The organism is Modestobacter sp. VKM Ac-2986 (assembly GCF_026967795.1).
Lineage (GTDB): Bacteria > Actinomycetota > Actinomycetes > Mycobacteriales > Geodermatophilaceae > Modestobacter.
Genome location: NZ_JAPVBH010000006.1, coordinates 65,989 through 84,093, shown reverse-complemented (window position 1 = coordinate 84,093; position 18,105 = coordinate 65,989). Strand labels below are relative to the sequence as shown.

Sequence of the window (18,105 nt, the reverse complement as noted above, 5' to 3'; positions counted from 1 at the left end):
GCGTCGGCTGGGGCTCGTGCGGCTCCTGGGGACCACGTGCACTCCCCTGCCGCCCGGGCCCTGCCCGGCCCGGCGGTGACGGCGAGTCGCAGGACCAGCCCGGAGCCGGCCGGGCGAGGATCCGTCCTGTCCGGAGCCGGGGCGGGACCACCCCGCCGGGTGCGCACCCCAGCCGGGGCGCACCCCATCCGGTCCGGACACCCGTCGACACACCGACGGACGCTGCGAGCCCACGCTCGGGCGGGTCCTGTCACGTGAGGAGTGCACACGGTGGTCGCACACGAGCTGATCCGGTTCCAAGCCCCCATGCTGCCCAGCCTCGGCGAGGTCGAGCCCTGGTTCGCCGAGGCCGAGCGACTGCGCTGGTTCTCCAACGGCGGCCCGTGCGTCGCCCGGCTGGAGCGCGCCTGCGCGGACCACCTGGGCCTGGAGCACCCCGGGGTGGCGGTCAACAACGCGACGTCGGGGCTGATGGTCGCGCTGCGCGCCTGCCTCGGCACCCCGCACGGCGCCCGCCTGGTGGCCGTGCCCTCCTTCACCTTCGTGGCCAGCGTCAACGCCGTCGTCTGGGCCGGCTTCGAGCCGGTGTTCATCGACATCGACCCCCACGACTGGCTCCCCTCGGAGGCCTCGCTCGCCCGCCTGCGGGACCTGGGCGGCTCGCTGGCCGGGGTCCTGCAGTGCTCCACCTTCGGCACCGCCCCCAGCCGGGCGCGACGGGCCTCGCTGGCCGCCGTCGCGCGCGACCTGGGCGTCCCGGTCGTCGTCGACTCCGCGGCCGGCTTCGGCGCCGTCGACGAGGACGGCCGCCAGCTCGGCGACCAGGGCGATGCGGAGGTCTTCAGCTTCCACGCCACCAAGCCGTTCGCGATCGGCGAGGGCGGGCTGGTCACCGCCCGCTCGGCCGCGGTCCTCGACGCCCTCTCCGAGCTGATCAACTTCGGCTTCGACCAGACCCGGTCGGTGACCGGGCACCTCGGCATCAACGGGAAGATGCCCGAGCTCACCGGTGCCGTGGGCCTGGCCGTGCTCGACCGGTTCGACGACGTGCTGGCGCACCGCCGCGCTGCCGCCGCCTGGTTGCGGGACGAGCTGCAGTCCAGCGGGATCGCCTTCCAGGCCGGCTCGGCCGGGTCGACCTTCCAGTTCGTGCCGATCGCCCTGCCCACGCACGCCATGCGCAACCGGCTGCTGCAGAAGGCGTCGGACTCCCGCATCGAGGTGCGCGCCTACTTCGACCCGCCGATGCACCAGCTCCCCGCGCTCAGCCGGTTCAGACAGGTCGGGGGCCTGGCGGTCACCGAGTCGCTGGCCGAGCGGATCATCGGCCTGCCGATGGCCAACGACCTCACCGCCCCGGCCCTGGAGCGGATCCGGGACCTCGTGTTGAGCGTCAGCCGGACCCCACCTCGTGGCCCCGTCAGCCGCCCTGTCGCGGACCCGGCCACCAGCGCCGGGCACGCGGCGGGCATCCCCGCGCCGCGCGCGTCGGTGCCGGCCGTGCACACGGCGGCCCACCCCGCGGCCGGCCAGGTGGTCCGCACCCCCACGGCGCTGTGAGGCCCGACCCGCACCGCGGCGTGCAGACGGTCACCGGCGGCGGTGCCGCAGGGTCCCGGTCAGCGCAAGCCCAGCGGGCGGGCGGGGTTCCCGGCGACCGTGGTCCCCGGGGCGACGTCGTGGACGACCACGGCACCGGCGCCCACCACGGCGGCACGGCCGATCCGGCGACCGGGCAGCACCACCGCGCCGATGCCCAGGAACGCGTCGTCCTCGATCGTGACCCCACCGGCGACCAGGACCCCCGGGCCGAGCGTCACCCGGTCGCCGAGCCGGCCGTCGTGGCTGACCTGGCACCCGGTGTTCAGGTGGCAGTGGGCACCGAGGGTCACGTTCGTGCTGACGTGGCTGCGCGGGAACACCACCAGGCCCGGGACGCCGCGCAGCGCCTCCGGCACAGTGCTCGACGGGCTCACCGCGCCGGCCGGCAGCAGTCCGTGGCGCTCGGCGAGCTCCGCAAAGCGCCGGCGCAGAGCCGGGTCGCCGACCGCGGGCAGGTGGTGGGTGGCGTCCGTCGGGAGGACGTCGACCAGCTCGTGGCCTCGCTGCCAGATCAGGGCAGCAGCACCCGGGGTGGTCGCACCCGGCTCGGCGAAGACGGTCACCCGCTCCCACGCCGTGCCCTCGGGGAGGGACTCCAGGACGTCGAGCACCTCGCGCGCGTGTCCGCCAGCACCCATCACGACGAGTCGTCGCACCACCACGCGCTCCTCCGAGGTCGCCCGCCCCACGAGGGGGAACAGGACCATCCTGGCCGACCCCGTCCCCCGGGACCCGGCCACCGGCCCGAGCGGCGCCCCCTCCTCCTCCGTCCCCACCCGAAAGGCGAGTGCAGCTCGTGACAGATCCCCGAGTGAGCGTGTTGCTGGTCGCTGGCGACTCCGCAGAGCACCTCGCGACCGCTCTGGCGTCGATCGAGAGCCAGGTGCTCGAGTCGACGATCGAGGTGGTCGTCGTCGACCGCTCCGCGGACGACCGCACAGCCTCCGTCGTGGCGGCGTGGTCGCGACGCGTGGGCATCCCGGCCCACGTCCAGCCCTCAGGGGCGGACGAGGAGCCCGAGCTCGCGCTCCACCGCGGGCTCGTCGCGTGCTGCGGCGCCTACGTCGCACTGCTCGACGCCGGCGACGAGTGGCTGTCGGTGGACGCGCTGCAGCAGCGGGTGCGGTTGCTGGACGAGCACCCCGGCCTGTCCATGGCCGCCACCCGGACCCTCGTCGTCGACAGCACGACCGGCGGGTCACGGACCGTGCCGGCCCTCGACGCGCAGCTCCCCGAGGGCGGCGCCACCGCCGCGGACCTGGCGGACGGCGGCTGGCCGGTGACGTCGAGCTCCGTCGTGTACCGGTCGGAGGTGCTCCACCGGCTCGACCCGGGAGTCTTCGAGACGTCGGCGTGCCGACGTCTGCTCGACCTCGCGACCACGGCGTACGGACCCGTCGGACTGGTGCCGGACGTCGCCACGTCGCACCGGGTCCACCCCGGCGGCGGTCCGGGACCGGACCAGGACGGGGCGCCGCTGGACGCCCGCGCGCTCCTGCCGGAGCACGGTCACCTGCTCGGGCCGGCCGTCCTCCGGCAGCTCCGAGGCGACGCAGCCCTCGACCCCGTGGCCGACCGAACCGGCTCCGCTGCCGTCCCCACCGCGGTACCGGATGCCGCGACGGCAGGCGGCAGGACACCTGGCGCGCGCCGCGGGGTCGTCGTCCTCGACGACTACTTCCCCACGAAGGGGACCGGCTTCCGGATCGCGGAGTTCGACTGGATGCTGCGGCAGGGCGTCGTCGCCGAGGTGATGACGACGGTGCCCGACCTCCCGTCGCTGCTCACCGAGTACGCGACCCTGCACCCCGAGACCCACCGGCAGGTGTCGTCCTACGACGCCCGTCGGCTGGGGGACTTCGAGTGCGCGTCGGTGATGTTCCTCAACAACGCCGCCCACTTCGTGGCCGACCTGGAGCGCGCTGGGTTGCCCTTCGTGCTGACGCTGTACCCGGGCGGCGGGCTGAACCCCGGCACGCCCCGCACCGAGCGCATGCTCCGCAGGGTCCTGGCCTCCCCGATGCTCGAGCACGTCATCACCACGCAGCCGGTCGTCACCGAGCTCATCAGGTCCTCGAGCGACGTCCCGGTGACGGAGGTCCTCGGTGTCACCGTCGACCCCGGCTACCTGCGACCCGGTCCCGGCCTGCGCACCGACCACTTCGGGACCGGCAAGCCGGTCCTGGACGTCTGTTTCGTGGCCCATCGCTACACCGCCGACGGTTCGGACAAGGGCTGGCCCGTCTTCCTCCAGACCCTGCGCCTGCTCACGGACGCCGGCCTCCCCGTGCGTGGCCACGTCGTGGGTGGGTTCGGCCCCGCTGACGTCGACGCGGAGCACGCGCACCTGCCGCTGACCTTCGCCAGCACGCTGAGCACGCCCGAGCTGCGCGCCTTCTACGCGGGCATGGACGTCGTCCTCTCCCCGACGGCCGCGGGGCGACTGGCCCCCGGCGCCTTCGACGGCTTCCCCACGGGCGCCTGCGTCGAGGCCGCCCTCTGCGGTGTCGCGCTGGTGGCCACCGACCCGCTGGGACAGAACCGCCTCTTCACCGACGGCCACGACATCCACATGCCCCCGGCGGACCCCGTCGAGGTCGCGCAGCGGGTCCTGGACATGGTCGCCGAGCCCGGCGGCCTCCAGCGGGTCGCGCAGGCGGGACTCCGGACCGCGCGACGCGCCTACGGGGTGGACGCGCAGCTGTGGACGAGGCGCCGCATCCTGGAGGCCGCCCGGACGCCCGAGCGCGCCCAGACCACCGCCGTCCGCGCTGACCCGCTCGTGAGCGTCCTCGTCCCGACGTACAACGGTGAGCGCTTCCTCCGGGCGGCGCTGCGCTCGGCGCTCGGCCAGAGCCACCGCAACATCGAGGTGCTGGTGGGCGACGACGGGTCGACCGACCGGACGCCGGAGATCCTGCGCGCGGTGGCCGCCGAGGACCCGCGGGTCCGGGTGCTCCGGTTCGACCCGAACGTCGGCCCGCTGGAGAACCCCCGGCGCCTGCTGGCCGAGGCGCGCGGTGAGTACGTCAAGTTCCTCATGCACGACGACGTGCTCGCGACCGACTGCGTCCGCGAACTGGTCCGCGGCATGGAGTCCTACCCCGAGGCGACGCTGGCCTTCTCGCAGCGGGTGCTCATCGACGAGGACGGCCGTCCCGTACCCGGCCACGAGTTCGCCAAGGTGGCGGACCGCCCCGGTCTGATCGAGGGCCGGCCGCTGGGTGACCACGTCCTGGTGAACTGCGCGAACGTGATCGGCGAGCCCACCACCGTGCTCTTCCGCCGCGAGGACGTGGCACCGGAGGACCTGTGGCTCGTCGACGGGCGCACGGTGGACGTGCTCAACGACGTGCAGCTGTGGCTCAAGCTGCTGGCCGAGGGGCCTGCCTTCTACACCCCGAACACCCTCAGCCGCTTCCGCCAGCACGCCGGGCAGAACTCCCACAACCCCCGCTACGTCGGCCGGGGCGAGCGGGACTGGGCCCGGCTGATCGACTGGGGCGCCCGCAACGGCTTCCTGCTCGACGCCGGTCAGCAGCGGCGCGCCCAGGCCCGGGCACTGCTGGAGGCCGCGGCCCGCCTGCACTCGCTGATCGACACCCCCGACCACGGCGCCGCCCTCGAGGCCGCCTACCTCTCCACCGCCGCGCTGGTGGAGCTGACCCGGCCCACCGCGGGGACGCCGACGCAGGGGCTGCCCGAGCGGGCGCACGGCGCCGCCGTGCGGGAGCACCTCGCCCAGGAGCTGGACGTGTGGACCCGGGCGCACCCCGTCGCCCTCGCCGTCCCGGCTCTCGACCAGGCCGAGGTCGACGCGACCGTGCAGGCCCTCCGCGAGGTGCTCGCCGCCGGGGTCGCGGAGCTCGCGGTGGTGGCGGTACCGCCGGCGGACCTCGAGGCCGCGATCCCCCTCCTGGAGACGGCGCTGGCCGCCGGCCCGGACATCGACGTCGAGCTCGTGCCCTCCGACGCCCCCGCGATGATGTTCACCGGACCGTGGCTGGCCGTGGTCCCTCACGGCGGCCGGTGGCACGAGAGCCGCTCGATCGCCACGTGGACCTTCGACCCGGCCGGGCACACCGCCGGACCGGCCGCGGGCGCCGTCGAGGTGCCCCCGTTGACCCGGCGCGGTCTCGCCGAGTGCCGCGAGGTCCTCGCCGGCGTGCAGGAGGAGATCGGTGACCCCAGCGCGATGTGGACGGCGCTGGTGGACGCGCAGTTCCGGCGGTCCGGGCGCCGCACCGAGCTGCTGACCACGGTGGGCGAGGAGTTCATCCGGGACTTCGAGCGGCGCCGGGCCGACGTCCCTGCCGACCGGCCCTTCTTCACCGGCACCCACGCCGGGGGCGTCCGCTTCCTGGGCGACGCCCGGGACTGGCCCTCCGCGCTCCACGCGGTCGACCCGGGGTGCAACAGCATCCTCATCGACGCGCTCAGGGCCGAGCTCTCCCGGCGACCGGGCGACTTCGTCGACGTGGGCACCAACATCGGTGTGCTCGCGGTGAGCATCGCCGCGCACCTGGCGCCGGGCGGGCAGGTGCTGGCGTTCGAGCCGTCCCCGGACACCGCACGCCTGGCCGCGGCCACCATCGCCCTCAACGACGCGGACAACGTGACCCTCCTCGACGCCGCGGTGAGCGACGCCGACGGCTCGCTGTCCTTCAACACGACCCCGGGCAACAGCGCCATCGCCTCCGCGCGGCGCCACCAGTTCGGCCTGCTCAACGAGTGGGAGTCGGTCACCGTCCCGGCCGTCCGGCTGGACACGCTGCACGCGGCCGGCGAGCTCGACGGGGTCTCGGTGGTGAAGATCGACGTCGAGGGCCACGAGCTCGGCGTCCTCCGCGGCGCGCTCGGCTTCATCGCCGCGGTCCGGCCCACGGTCGTCTTCGAGTACACGCCGGTGGCCGCCGCCGACCACGGGTGGACGCAGGAGGACGCGGTCGCCCTGCTCCGCCGCGCCGGCGAGTTCGAGTTCACCGCGCTCTCCGAGAGCGACGGGGGTGTCCTGCCGTTCCCGCTGCCGGCCGGGCACTCGGGCCAGGTCAACGTGTTCGCGCGGCCCGTCGGCCAGGGCTGACCGGGACGGTGGCCCGCCGATGGCGGGACCGGTGCACGCGACCGGTCCCGCCATCGGCACCCGTGCCGGAGGAACACCTGGACCCCTGCCGCCCGAACCGGCGCCGGAAGCAGTAGCGTCCGGAGTGATGAGCGAGACAGCGAGCACCCCAGACGTCGCCCTGCGCTGGCCCGGCGGCGAACTGCCCATGCGGGTCATCCCCTCCACGGAGGGGTCCGAGGGCATCGACACCAGCAAGCTGCTGGCCACGACCGGTCAGGTCGCCCTGGACATCGGCTTCGTGAACACCGCCTCCTGCACCTCGGCGATCACGTACATCGACGGTGACGCGGGCATCCTGCGCTACCGCGGGTACCCGATCGACCAGTTGGCCGGCAAGGCCAGCTTCGTCGAGGTGTCCTACCTGCTGATCTACGGCGAGCTGCCGACGGCGGACCAGCTGGCGGCCTTCGACGACCGGATCCGGCGGCACACGCTGCTGCACGAGGACCTCAAGGGGTTCTTCAACGGCTTCCCCCGGGACGCGCACCCCATGCCGGTGCTCTCCTCGGCCGTCAGCGCGCTGTCGACCTTCTACCAGGACTCGCTGGACCCCTTCGACCAGCGACAGGTCGAGCTGTCCACCGTGCGACTGCTGGCCAAGCTGCCCACCATCGCGGCCTACGCCTACAAGAAGTCCGTCGGCCAGCCGATGCTGTACCCGGACAACTCGCTGGGCCTGGTGGAGAACTTCCTGCGGATGACCTTCGGGTTCCCGGCAGAGCCGTACGAGGCCGACCCGGAGCTGGTCAAGGCCCTGGACATGCTCTTCGTGCTGCACGCCGACCACGAGCAGAACTGCTCCACCTCCACGGTGCGGCTGGTCGGCTCGGCGCAGGCCAACATGTTCGCCTCGATCTCCTCCGGGATCCACGCGCTGTCGGGCCCGCTGCACGGCGGGGCCAACTCCTCGGTGCTGGAGATGCTCGAGGCGATCAAGCGCGACGGTGGCGACATCGGCCGGTTCGTCGACCGGGTCAAGGCCAAGGAGCCCGGCGTCAAGCTCATGGGCTTCGGCCACCGGGTCTACAAGAACTACGACCCGCGCGCCGCGCTGGTGAAGGCCACCGCCGACACCGTGCTGAACAAGCTGGGCGGCAACAACGAGCTGCTCGACCTGGCCCGCCAGCTGGAGGAGATCGCGCTCAACGACGACTACTTCATCCAGCGCAAGCTCTACCCGAACGTCGACTTCTACACGGGCCTGATCTACCGGGCCATGGGCTTCCCGACCAAGATGTTCACCGTGCTGTTCGCCCTGGGCCGGCTGCCCGGGTGGATCGCCCAGTGGCGCGAGATGATCGAGGACCCGGCCACCAAGATCGGCCGTCCGCGGCAGGTCTATACCGGCCCCACGGAGCGCCAGTTCGTGGACCTCTCCCAGCGCTGAGCAGGACCCCGCACTCCCCGAGGCCCCGCCGTCCACCCGGACGGCGGGGCCTCGTCGCGTCTCCCCCCATGGGGTGAGCGTCGTCCCCCGGTGGGGTGAGGGACCTACACCGCCCCCCGGCCTCCGTCGATGGGATCAGGACACCGGACGCCACCTGGCGCCCGGACCGATCTCGGACCCGGGGGACGACGGTGACCGCACCACGCGCGCAGGTCACCGCGCAGCGACCCCGGACGACGTCGTCGACCACCCGCCGCCCGGCCGCCACGACCCGCACCCCCGCCTCCCGCACCCCCGCCGCCCGCACCGGGACGCCCCGGTCCGGCACGCCTCGAGCCCGCACCGGCTCCGGCACCGGCCGGCCGCGTCCTGCGGGCACGCGCCGGCCCGCTGCCCGTCGTCCCGCACCCAGGCGGACCCGCACTCCCGGGGCGCTGCGACGGTGGCGTGACCGGCTCGGCGTGCTCACCGGCGCCACGCTCGCCGTCCTGCTCCTGCTCGGCGTCCTGACCCAGCCGCCCACCGAGGCCGGCCAGGTCCCGCAGGCGCCCACCGACGACGCCCACGCCACCGCCGCCACCCTGGCCGAGGCGACCGCTCGCCACCGCGACGCACTGGCCGAGGCGGCCGCCGCCGACACGCGCGCCCGGCAGGCCCGGGACGCCGGCACCGCCGCCCTGGCCGACGCGGCCGCCGCCCGCTCCGCCGTCGGCACCCGTGCCGCCGCCGCCTACAAGGGCACCCCCGCGCAGCGCTGGCCGGTGGGCCGGCTCTCGGTCGACGCCCCGGGGGCCACCGCCGACGTCCTGCACGCCGCGGGCCTGGTCGAGCACCTCACCGACGACCGGGACGCCGAGGTGGCGCGGGCCGCGCAGGCCGCCGTCCACGCGGCGCGGTTCACCGACGAGGCCGCCGCGGCCGAGGACGCCGCGGCCGCCGCCCGCACCCGTGCCGCCGCCGTCCTGGCCGAGGTCCACGACCTCGTCGCCACCCTGCACCCGGGCACCAGCGCACGGTGGGCCGCACTGTCGACCAGCCCGGCCTCGGCCGAGCAGCAGGAGCGCAACGCGGCCGCCCTCGCCGGGTGGCAGTCCTACCTCGACCGGCTGGTCGCCGCCGACGTCACCCCGCCCACCGCGGCCGAGCTGACCGACGCCGACGACCTGCCCCGCGGGCTGGCCCCGTTGCGCGCCGGCTCCGGCGACCCGGTGCCCGGGGTGGCCACCGCCTACGCCGACGGCCAGACCCTCACCGTGCTGCCCGCGGAGACGATCGCCGCGGTGAGCGCCGCCTTCGCCCAGCTCGGTCGCCCCTACCTCGCCGGGCAGAGCGGCCCCGACGGCTACGACTGCGCCGGCCTCACCGCGACCGCCTGGACCCAGGCCGGGCTCGGCCTGGCCGGGGACCTGGCCGGGCAGTGGGCGCAGGGCACCCCGGTGCCCAGTGGCCAGCTGCAGGTCGGTGACCTGGTGTTCAGCACCCGCGCCGGCGCCGGCCTGGACGACGTCGGGCTCTACCTCGGCGGCACCAGCGTGCTGTCCGCCTCCGCCGACCGCTGGCAGGTCGCGGTGCACGAGGTCGGCGACCTGAGCACCGCCGTCCGGGTCACCGTCCCGTCGGCGACCCCGACCCCGCTGCCGGTGCCCGCCGCCGGCCCGGTGACCTGCAGCGCACCGCCGCAGGCCCCCGGTACCGCGGCCAGCCCGGCCGAGGCGGCCTGGGGCGGCTGGTCCAACGGCCGGATCCCGGCCGACCAGCTGTGCGGCATCGGCCCGTCCCACCGGCTGCGCTGCGACGCGGCCGCCGCGTACACCGCGATGTCGGCGGCCTACCAGGGCGCCTTCGGCACGCCGCTGTGCATCACCGACTCCTACCGCTCCTTCGGCGCGCAGGTCGACGCGCACGCCCGCAAGCCGCGCATCACCGCGGTGCCGGGGACGTCGAACCACGGCTGGGGGCTCGCGGTGGACCTGTGCGGCGGGGTCAACGTCTTCGGCACCGCGCAGACGGCGTGGATGCAGCTCAACGCCGGCCACTTCGGCTGGGTGCACCCGGACTGGGCGCAGGCCCGCGGGCAGAACCCGGAGCCGTGGCACTGGGAGTACGGCAGCCTCGCCTGAGCGGGGCCGGGCCGGTCGGGTCGGTCAGGCCCAGCCGAGGTCGGCGACGGTCTGCCAGGGCAGGGTGGCGCAGGGCTCGGTCGCCTCGGCGGCCAGCCGGCGGGCGACCGGGCCCTCGGCGCAGGCCACCGGGCGGCCGGGGCTGACGACCACGTGCCCGTCGCGCAGCCGCAGCCCGCGGTCGGCCATCTCCTGCAGCAGCGACTCGGGGCGGACGAGGACCGCGGTGTCCAGGCCGGGGGCGTCGGTGGCGGTGCACAGCCCGACCGGGCCCTGCAGGCGGAGCGTGGCGTCGACCGTGGCGGCCCGGCCCAGAGCCGCGGAGCGCACCTGGTGCACCAGCGGCAGCGAGGCGGTGCGCGAGGGGCGCCACGGGACGACCAGCGCGCCGCGGGTCACCGTCACCCGCCAGCCGAGGACGGTCTCCCCCGGGTCGGACCAGTCGAGCAGTGCCGTGCCGGCGGCGGCGGCGACCTCGTCGGGCACCGGGCGCCGGGCCAGCCAGGCGACCACCGCGGCGGTGACCCCCTCCGGGGTCGCCGCGACGCGGGACCGGGTCATCTGCGTGGCGAGCTCGGCCAGCAGCACGCGGGTGCGCCGGCCGGCCTCCTCGAGGACGACCATCGGGCCGGCGCCGGTGCCCTCGAAGACGTCGAACCGGAGCTCGGGGTCGACGTCGGCCGGGGTCAGCCGGGCGAGGGCGGCCCGGACGTCGGGCACCCGCACCTCGGTGCGGTTCAGCCGCGCGAACAGCCCGGCGGGGGCGCCGAAGAGCGTCTCGCTCATGCGCTGCGCCCCCCGGTCAGCGCCGCCCGGGTGACCGGCTCCAGGCCGGGCAGCGACAGGACGCTGGCCAGTTCGAGCGCCGACAGCCGGACGGGGACGACGTCGGCGCCCCAGCCGGTGGCCAGGCGGACGCGGGCGACCGGTGCCGGCCACACGAACTCGCGCGCGGCGGCCACGTGCAGCTCGGTGAGGACGTCGCCGAGGTGGATGGCGGCGACCGGGTGGACCGGGCCGACCTCGAGGGCCTCGGTGACGGCACGCTCGACCTCCGCACGGTCGGGGGCGGTCAGCCAGTGCGGCACGAGCACGACGTGGTCGGGCTCGACGGCCGGGGGGACGCTCATGCGCGGACCGCCGGCCGGCGGTCGCCCGGACGCACCGGCAGCCGGGGCGGAGCGGCCGTCGTCCCGGTCCGCCCCGCGGGGCGGCGGGAGCGGTCCGGCGTGGTCACGAGATGGATATCGGCAGGTCGGGGACCGGTTGGACCCGTGCAACGACCCAGATTCCCCCGGCATCCCGGACACGACTGCGCCCCGGCCCGCCGAGGCGGTCCGGGGCGCAGGTGACGTGCTCGGGCGGCACCGCTGCAGGGGCCCACCGTGCGAACGGTTGCGCCCGTTCAGCCGCCGAGCTCGGAGAGGCGCGCCTTGAGCGCCTGCTCGGCGCGGTCGGCGTGCACGTTCATGTTGCGCACGGAGGTGTTGAGGTCGGCCGAGAGCTGGGTCTTGGTCTGACCGCCCCAGGTCGTCAGGTACCAGGTGGCCCAGCCCAGCACGTTCGGCTGCGCGGCGCGCTGGTCGCGGCGGGCCGTCGGGTCGGGTGCGCAGGCGGAGGTGAGGGCGTGGGAGAGCAGGGTCTGCTCGGCCTCCCCCATGATCTCGTCGGGCACCTCGGCGCTGTCGGGGACGACGAACTCGACCGCGTCCGCCCCGCCGTCCAGCGACTGCAGGTTCCGCAGCCCGTTGAGGGTGGCGACGGTCTGGGAGTTGCGGCGCAAGGTGGCGACGCTCTGCCCCATGTAGGCGGCCAGCTCCTTCTCGCTGGGACGCCGCTGGTGCTCGGCGGTGAAGGCGGCGATGGCCTTCTGCTGCTTGTTCTCGGTGTCGGCCGCGGTGCGCCCGTAGGCGTTGCGCCCGAGGTCGTGCACCCACTTGGACAGCTGGGTGGCCAGGAAGGCGCCGAACGGGACGCCCTTGGCCTCGTCGTACTGGGACACCGCCTTGAGCACCCACTCGGCGACCTGCTGGTCGACGTCGTCGTTGTCGGGCAGGTGCAGACGGATCGTGCTCATGTTCCGCTGGAGGCGCTTGAGGCTGACCCGGCAGTAGTGGCGGCACAGCCCGTCGAGGAAGGCCGGCGGCAGGTCGCGCGGCGCGCGGCGGCGGACGCCGGTCTCCGGGCGCAGACCGACGGTCGCGTAGCCGTGGGTGGCGCACCAGGCGCGGGTGAGCGCGGCCATCTCGTCCCCGGTGCCCGGCTGCCCGTCGACCCGGTAGAGGCCGTCGCCCTCGTCGTAGGTGACGGTCACGTCGGCGGGGAAGGCGGCGCGGAACTCGGCCAGCGGCAGCTCCCGGTCGGTGCGGAAGTGCACCCGGTCGCGCGGGGTGATGGGGGCCAGGAGCCAGCCGTCGGCCTCGGGGATGCCACCGAACACCAGCGGCTCGCGGGTGCGGCGCTCCTCGGGGGCGCTCGCCGGGGCGAGCCCCGCGGGGCGGGTGGACGTCGTCGGGGCGGCGGTCGGGGCGGTGACGAACTCGGACACCGGGTCCTCCTGAGGGGAAGTGCAGGTGGAAGGGGTGAGGGTGCAGAAGCCGGTGGCGCGAGCCGGTGTGGCGCGCCGGGGGCGGTCGATCAGGCGGGCACGGGCACGGCGTGCCGCAGCGACTCGCCGGTGGGCGTGCGCGGGGAGGGGATGCGCGGGGCGGCGGTGGCGCGGGGGGCGGCGACCGGGGCGGCGGCGCGGGGGGCGGCGGCGGCCTCGAGGACGCCGGCGGCGGCGCTGCGCTCGACGGCGCTGGGCTCGGCGACGTAGACCGGCATGAAGTCGTAGAGGTCGGTGAAGAGACCGTCGACGAAGGCGTAGGCGGCCTGGGCCTCGTCGGAGAACTTGGCGATCAGCTCTCGCGGGCCGAGCTCGACGCCGACGGTGACCCGGACGACGCGGTCGTCGCCGGACAGGCCGGTGAGGGAGAAGGAGACCTGCTCGTGCCGGGCGGCCAGCGCGGTGAGCGCGGCCAGGCAGCGGCGGGTGCCCGTGCGCCGGGGGCGCAGCTGGACGTGGACGACGACGGTCTCGGACCAGGTCGCGTCCGTGGACTCCGCGCAGGCGGGGCCGAGCGCGTCCACGTCGCTGCCGACGGCCTCGACGAGGCGCAGGCCGTCGGCAGCGGACGGGTCGATCCGCAGGTCGATGCCGGCGGTCGTGTTCGGTGCGAATGCGCTGAGTGCCATGTCGATCTCCCCCAGTAGCGGTGGCGCTGTGGGGGAAGAGTTGCGCACCCAGGATGCCTCTGACGGCGAGACTCGCCGTCCTGTGACTACTGTGGCAACTGAGGTGAACGACTATTGAGTCGAACCGATCACAGTCATGTCACTCTTTGCTAGTCGAGTGCTCCAGCGCTGGTGCGAATGCTGACAAGGCACCCAGCGCGTCGGCTGCCACCTCGGCCGCCAGGCTGTTCGCCTCGGCGATCTGGCGGTAGACCTCCTCGCGGTGGATGGCGACCTCGCGGGGGGCCTTGAAGCCCAGCCGCACGGTGCCGCCGCGCACCTCGACGACGTAGACCTCGATGTCCTCGCCGATCCGGATGCTCTCGCCGACGCTGCGGGTGAGAGTGAGCATGGGTACCCCTCCATGGGTTCGTGTGGGCCATCCGTGGCAGGTCCCGCCGCTGCGGCGGGACGCAGGGCCGCACCACCGCGGTGGTGCGGCCCTGACACTCTTCTCGGCAGGGGCGGGCGCGAAACGGGCGCCCCCGCCGGCGATCAGCGGAGGAAGTCCAGCAGGGTGGGCTGGATGGCCTTGGCCGTGGCGCCCAGCGCGGCCTGGTAGCCGGTCCGCTGCATCTCCAGGTTCATGATCGTCTTGGCCAGGTCGATGTTCTCGATCTCGCCCGAGCGCGTGGTCAGCGTCAGCTGCAGGTCGCTGTTGACCTGCTTGGCCGTCTCGATCCGGTTGGTCCGGCTGCCGATGTCCGTGACCGCCTTCAGCATCGAGTTGAGCGCGACGTCCAGCGCGTCGAGGTCGGCGGCCACCGCGGCCGGGTCGTCCACGACGTTCTCCGCCAGGTCGCCGATGATCGTGAAGAGGTCCCGCGTCGCCGGGGTGACCCCGGCCGCCGAGGTGACGCCGAAGGCCTCCGGCCCGGTGATGTCCACGCGGACGGCCTCGGCGTCGGACACCTGCCGGGTCACCATGACCGCGGTGTCGGCAGGGCCCGTGGGAGCCCGGAAGCCCTGGTAGGCGCCGGTGGTCACGTCGTAGGCGGTCGTGCCGCTGGTGACCCCGCCGAAGAGCGGGTGCCCCTGCACGACCGTGTTGGCCTGGCCGAGCAGGCTCTCCCGGATGCCGACGAGCTCTGCGGCGACCGCCGCACGGCCGGCCTCGGACATCGAGCCGCTGTTGACCCCGTTGAGCGCCCGCTCCTTGGCGGTGTGGACCTGGGCGATCATGCTCTGCAGGACCGAGTCCGTGGCGTCGAGGACGCTGATCCCGTCGGAGATGTTCCGCGCGTGCTGCACAGCACCGGCCAGCTCCTGGCGGGTCTGCATCGCCGTGTTGGTGCCGGTCGGGTCGTCGGAGGGCTTGTTGATGGTGCGCCCCGACGTCAGCTGCTGCTGCAGCTTGCCGATGGCCTCCATGTTGCGGTTGAGACCCTGCAGGCTGGTGAGCGCGATCGAGCGCTGGGTGATCCGCATCAGGTCACAGCCCCACGCGGCCGGTGCGGTTGATCAGCACGTCTAGCGTCTCGTCGATGGTGGTGATCATGCGCGCGGCGGCGGAGTAGGCGTGCTGGAACTGCATCATGTTCGTCATCTCCTCGTCCAGGTTGACCCCGGAGACCGAGTCGCGGGCGGCGTCGACCTGGCTGCTGACCACGGCCTGGGTGGCCAGGCTGCTGGTGGCGACCGACGCCTCGACGCCCAGCCCCACGATCAGCGACCGGTAGGCGCTCATCGCACCGCCCGCCTTGTTCTGCAGCTTCCCGATCGCGGCGGCGTTGCTGCCGTCCGACGTCGGCCCGGGGCCGACCGTGGCCGCGGCGAGCTGCGCCGGGTCGCCGAGCAGCACCTCGATCGTGGCCGCGGTGACCGTGGCGGACCCACCGGGGCCGCCCAGGAGGGCCAGCCCGCGGACGCCGGCCTGGTCGTAGCCGGCGGTCTGGGCGGTGTTGAACTCGTCGGCGATCTTCTGCGCGACGGCGTCGAGCTGGCTCAGGTACTTCGGGATGGTGGTGGTCAGCGCGGTCACCTTCCCACCGGCCGTGCCGCCCACGGCCACCGTGGTGCCGCCCGGGTCCGTGACGAAACGCGGCGGGTCGGTGGTGGCGGCCACCCGGTCCAGCCCGCCCCGGAAGGTCAGGCCCACCGACGTGCCGCCCGAGACCAGCGTCGCGCCGGAGACGACGACGTCGACCTGGCCGTCGTCGCCGGGACGGGACGTCGCGCCGATGGCGGCCGACAGCTCCAGCACCAGGCCGTCACGCTTGTCCGCCAGCTCGTTCACCGGCAGGCCGGCCTGGACACCGCGCTTGATCGCGGTGTTGAGGTCGGCGATCGAGGCGGCGGTGGCGTTGACCTCCTCGGACAGCACGGACAGGCTCTCGCGCGTCTGGGTCCACTGCTTGTCCAGCGTGGCGCTGGTGGTGCGCAGCTCACCGACGAGGCTGGCCGTCGACTGCAGGACCGCGGTGCGGGCGCCGGCCGTGGAGTTGTCGTTCGGGTGGTTGGCGACGTCCTGCCAGGCGGTGTAGACGGCGGTCAGCTTGGCCTGGACGCCGGTCGTGCCCGGCTCGCGGAAGGCCTGCTCCACCTGGGCGAGGGTGGCGTCGGCGACCGTCAGCCGCGCGGTGGCGCCGCTCTCCAGCTGCGCGCGTCCCTCCAGGAAGGCGTCCCGGATGCGGATGACGCTGTCGGCGTCGACGCCCTGGCCGACCTGGTTGCTGGTGGCGTAGAGCGCCGGGACGACGTTGCCGCCCACCGACTGCAGCTCGGCGCGCTGCCGGGTGTAGCCGGGGGTGTTGACGTTGGCGATGTTCTGACCGGTGACGTCCAGGCCGCGCTGCTGCGCCCAGAGGGCGGTGGTCGCGGTGTTGAGACCCGAGAAGGTGCTCACTTACGACTCCTCGCTGGTGTGGGACTCGCGGGTGGGGGACGCAGTGGGTCGTGCGCCGGCGGTCACAGGGAACCGTCCAGGGTGACCGAGCGGTAGGCGTTGCCGGAGGCCCGGCCCGACTGCGTGTACGTGCCGGCCGACGCGGCGGGCCGGCTGGTGGCGAGCGCGTCGTCGATGACCGCCAGGCCGCTCTCGATGAGCTCCTTGTTGGCGTCGGACAGCCCGCGCAGCTCCGAGACCAGGACGAGCAGCGCCTCGTGGTGCTTGGTGTAGAGGTCGTTCCACGGGGCCGGCGCGACGTCCGCGAGGGTGCGCAGCGAGGGGTTGACCTCCAGGCCGAGCCGGCCGGCGATCTGCTCGGTGGCCGCGGCGCGCTCCACCTCGAGGGTCCGCAGCTGCTCGAGGACGACCTCGATCTCGTGGGCGATCCGGGCGAGCCACCGGCTCTTGCCGGTGAGGATCAGGTACTGCTTCTCCTCGGCCTTGAACAGCAGGAGGTCGAGCAGCTCCTGCTCCCGCCAGAGCAACGTCGACAGGTGCTGGTGGTCCACGCAGGCCGCCTTCCGTGGTGGTCGTGTGCAGCCCTGGTGCAGGCCGGGCCCACCTGTCCGGTGGGCGCTGTCGATGTGGCATCGGCATCGCGCCGGGCGTGGTCAAGTCGAGATCTGCCCGGCGGAGAAATGTGGCGCAGCCCGGTCTCGTGCAGGCCCGGACCAGCCGAGTACAGGGCCGTGACCCCAGCCCGCTCCGCCGTGCTCGACCGCCGACCGACCGACGTCGACGCGCTGGTGACCACCCATCTCCCGCTGGCTCAGTTCGCGGTGAACGCGGTGGCCTCCCGCATCTCCCTGCCCAGCCACGTGAGCCGGGACGACCTGCTCTCCTGCGCGAGCATCGCGCTGGTCGAGGTCGCCCGGCGCTTCGACCCCGACGCCGGCGCCACCTTCGCCACCTACGCCCTCCCCCGCCTGCAGGGCGCCGTCCTCGACGAGCTCCGCTCCGGGGACTGGGCGAGCCGGTCGGTGCGGGCCGCGGCCCGGCGCACCGACGCCGCCGCCGACGCACTCACCCTCAGCCTGGGCCGGCCGCCGACCCGCGAGGAGCTGGCCACCAGCCTCGGCGTCCCGCGCTCGGAGCTGGACTCGCTGCAGATCGACGTGCACCGGGCGGTGATGGTGAGCATCGACGCCGAGACCGGCACCGAGGGCGGCAGCCTGGACCTGCCCGACACCGGCGACTCCCCCGAGCGCGCCCTGCTGCGCGGCGAGCGGGCCCGGCACCTGCACGAGGCGATCCGGGCGCTGCCCGACCGCCTCGACGAGGTCGTCGAGCGCAACTTCTTCGGTGACGAGTCGCTGACCGACATCGCGGACTCCCTCGGGGTCACGCTGTCGCGCGTCTCGCAGATGCGGGCCCGGGCACTGACCCTGCTGCACGCCGCCATGAGCGAGATCTGGGACGGCACCGTGGTGCCCCCGACCGGCGGGGTGCGGGCCCGCAACCAGCAGCGGGCCTACGTCGACCGGGTCACCTCCGGCCAGTCGGCCGCCCGCGAGACCGCAGCCCCGCCGGCTGCGACGGTGCCCCAGCCGCGGCCCCGCTCGCGGCAGCGCTGGATCCTCCCCGAGCGGGACGCGGCCGTGCAGTCCGCCTGACCCCCGCACCACCTGACCCCCGCACCACCGTGCCCCCGGTCGACGGCGACGTCGGCCGGGGGCACGCGCACGTCCACCCGGTCGGCGGCACACAC

Annotated in this window: 14 protein-coding genes; 5 read left to right on the top strand and 9 right to left on the bottom strand. The window is 74.5% G+C overall.

Annotated elements, in window-relative coordinates; all coding sequences use genetic code 11:
* The first annotated feature begins 270 nt into the window (after positions 1 to 270).
* Complete coding sequence (locus O2W14_RS15810) at positions 271 to 1,560, top strand: DegT/DnrJ/EryC1/StrS family aminotransferase (protein WP_269177067.1); 1,290 nt, start codon at positions 271 to 273, stop codon at positions 1,558 to 1,560.
* Positions 1,561 to 1,619: 59 nt separating this feature from the next.
* Here the strand turns inward: O2W14_RS15810 and O2W14_RS15805 are convergent, their stop codons facing one another.
* On the bottom strand, positions 1,620 to 2,309 hold the full coding sequence (locus O2W14_RS15805) for an acetyltransferase (protein ID WP_269177066.1): 690 nt from the start codon (positions 2,307 to 2,309) through the stop codon (positions 1,620 to 1,622).
* 104 nt (positions 2,310 to 2,413) lie between these two features.
* Between O2W14_RS15805 and O2W14_RS15800 the strand changes: the two genes are divergently transcribed.
* The 3 genes from O2W14_RS15800 to O2W14_RS15790 all read left to right on the top strand — a co-directional run bounded on the left by O2W14_RS15800 (position 2,414) and on the right by O2W14_RS15790 (position 10,234).
* Positions 2,414 to 6,685 (top strand): FkbM family methyltransferase, encoded by a 4,272-nt coding sequence (locus tag O2W14_RS15800; RefSeq protein WP_269177065.1) that lies wholly within the window; start codon positions 2,414 to 2,416, stop codon positions 6,683 to 6,685.
* Between the two features lie 127 nt (positions 6,686 to 6,812).
* Positions 6,813 to 8,114, top strand: a complete 1,302-nt coding sequence (locus tag O2W14_RS15795; RefSeq protein ID WP_269177064.1) for a citrate synthase — start codon at positions 6,813 to 6,815, stop codon at positions 8,112 to 8,114.
* A 461-nt stretch (positions 8,115 to 8,575) separates the two neighbouring features.
* Positions 8,576 to 10,234 carry an NlpC/P60 family protein gene (locus tag O2W14_RS15790; RefSeq protein ID WP_269177063.1) on the top strand — a complete coding sequence of 553 codons (1,659 nt, stop codon included), beginning with the start codon at positions 8,576 to 8,578 and terminating at the stop codon, positions 10,232 to 10,234.
* Between the two features lie 24 nt (positions 10,235 to 10,258).
* Here the strand turns inward: O2W14_RS15790 and O2W14_RS15785 are convergent, their stop codons facing one another.
* The 8 genes from O2W14_RS15785 to O2W14_RS15750 form a co-directional block, all read right to left on the bottom strand.
* A complete protein-coding gene (locus O2W14_RS15785) occupies positions 10,259 to 11,020 on the bottom strand; it encodes a hypothetical protein (RefSeq protein WP_269177062.1) in 762 nt (253 codons plus the stop codon).
* On the bottom strand, positions 11,017 to 11,364 hold the full coding sequence (locus tag O2W14_RS15780) for a hypothetical protein (RefSeq protein ID WP_269177061.1): 348 nt from the start codon (positions 11,362 to 11,364) through the stop codon (positions 11,017 to 11,019). The genes O2W14_RS15785 and O2W14_RS15780 overlap by 4 nt, the downstream gene beginning before the upstream one ends.
* Positions 11,365 to 11,639: 275 nt before the next feature.
* Positions 11,640 to 12,782, bottom strand: coding sequence for a flagellar biosynthesis protein FliA (locus tag O2W14_RS15775; RefSeq protein WP_269177060.1), 1,143 nt, complete (start codon positions 12,780 to 12,782; stop codon positions 11,640 to 11,642).
* Between the two features lie 89 nt (positions 12,783 to 12,871).
* A complete protein-coding gene (locus O2W14_RS15770; protein WP_269177059.1) occupies positions 12,872 to 13,471 on the bottom strand; it encodes a hypothetical protein in 600 nt (199 codons plus the stop codon).
* Positions 13,472 to 13,610: 139 nt separating this feature from the next.
* On the bottom strand, positions 13,611 to 13,862 hold the full coding sequence (gene csrA, locus O2W14_RS19965; RefSeq protein ID WP_331253601.1) for a carbon storage regulator CsrA: 252 nt from the start codon (positions 13,860 to 13,862) through the stop codon (positions 13,611 to 13,613).
* 143 nt (positions 13,863 to 14,005) lie between these two features.
* Complete coding sequence (gene flgL, locus O2W14_RS15760) at positions 14,006 to 14,938, bottom strand: flagellar hook-associated protein FlgL (protein ID WP_269177058.1); 933 nt, start codon at positions 14,936 to 14,938, stop codon at positions 14,006 to 14,008.
* Positions 14,939 to 14,942: 4 nt separating this feature from the next.
* Complete coding sequence (gene flgK / locus O2W14_RS15755; protein WP_269177057.1) at positions 14,943 to 16,355, bottom strand: flagellar hook-associated protein FlgK; 1,413 nt, start codon at positions 16,353 to 16,355, stop codon at positions 14,943 to 14,945.
* A 62-nt stretch (positions 16,356 to 16,417) separates the two neighbouring features.
* Complete coding sequence (locus tag O2W14_RS15750; protein ID WP_269177056.1) at positions 16,418 to 16,906, bottom strand: flagellar protein FlgN; 489 nt, start codon at positions 16,904 to 16,906, stop codon at positions 16,418 to 16,420.
* Positions 16,907 to 17,086: 180 nt separating this feature from the next.
* Between O2W14_RS15750 and O2W14_RS15745 the strand changes: the two genes are divergently transcribed.
* Complete coding sequence (locus O2W14_RS15745) at positions 17,087 to 18,010, top strand: sigma-70 family RNA polymerase sigma factor (protein WP_269177055.1); 924 nt, start codon at positions 17,087 to 17,089, stop codon at positions 18,008 to 18,010.
* Positions 18,011 to 18,105: the final 95 nt, after the last annotated feature.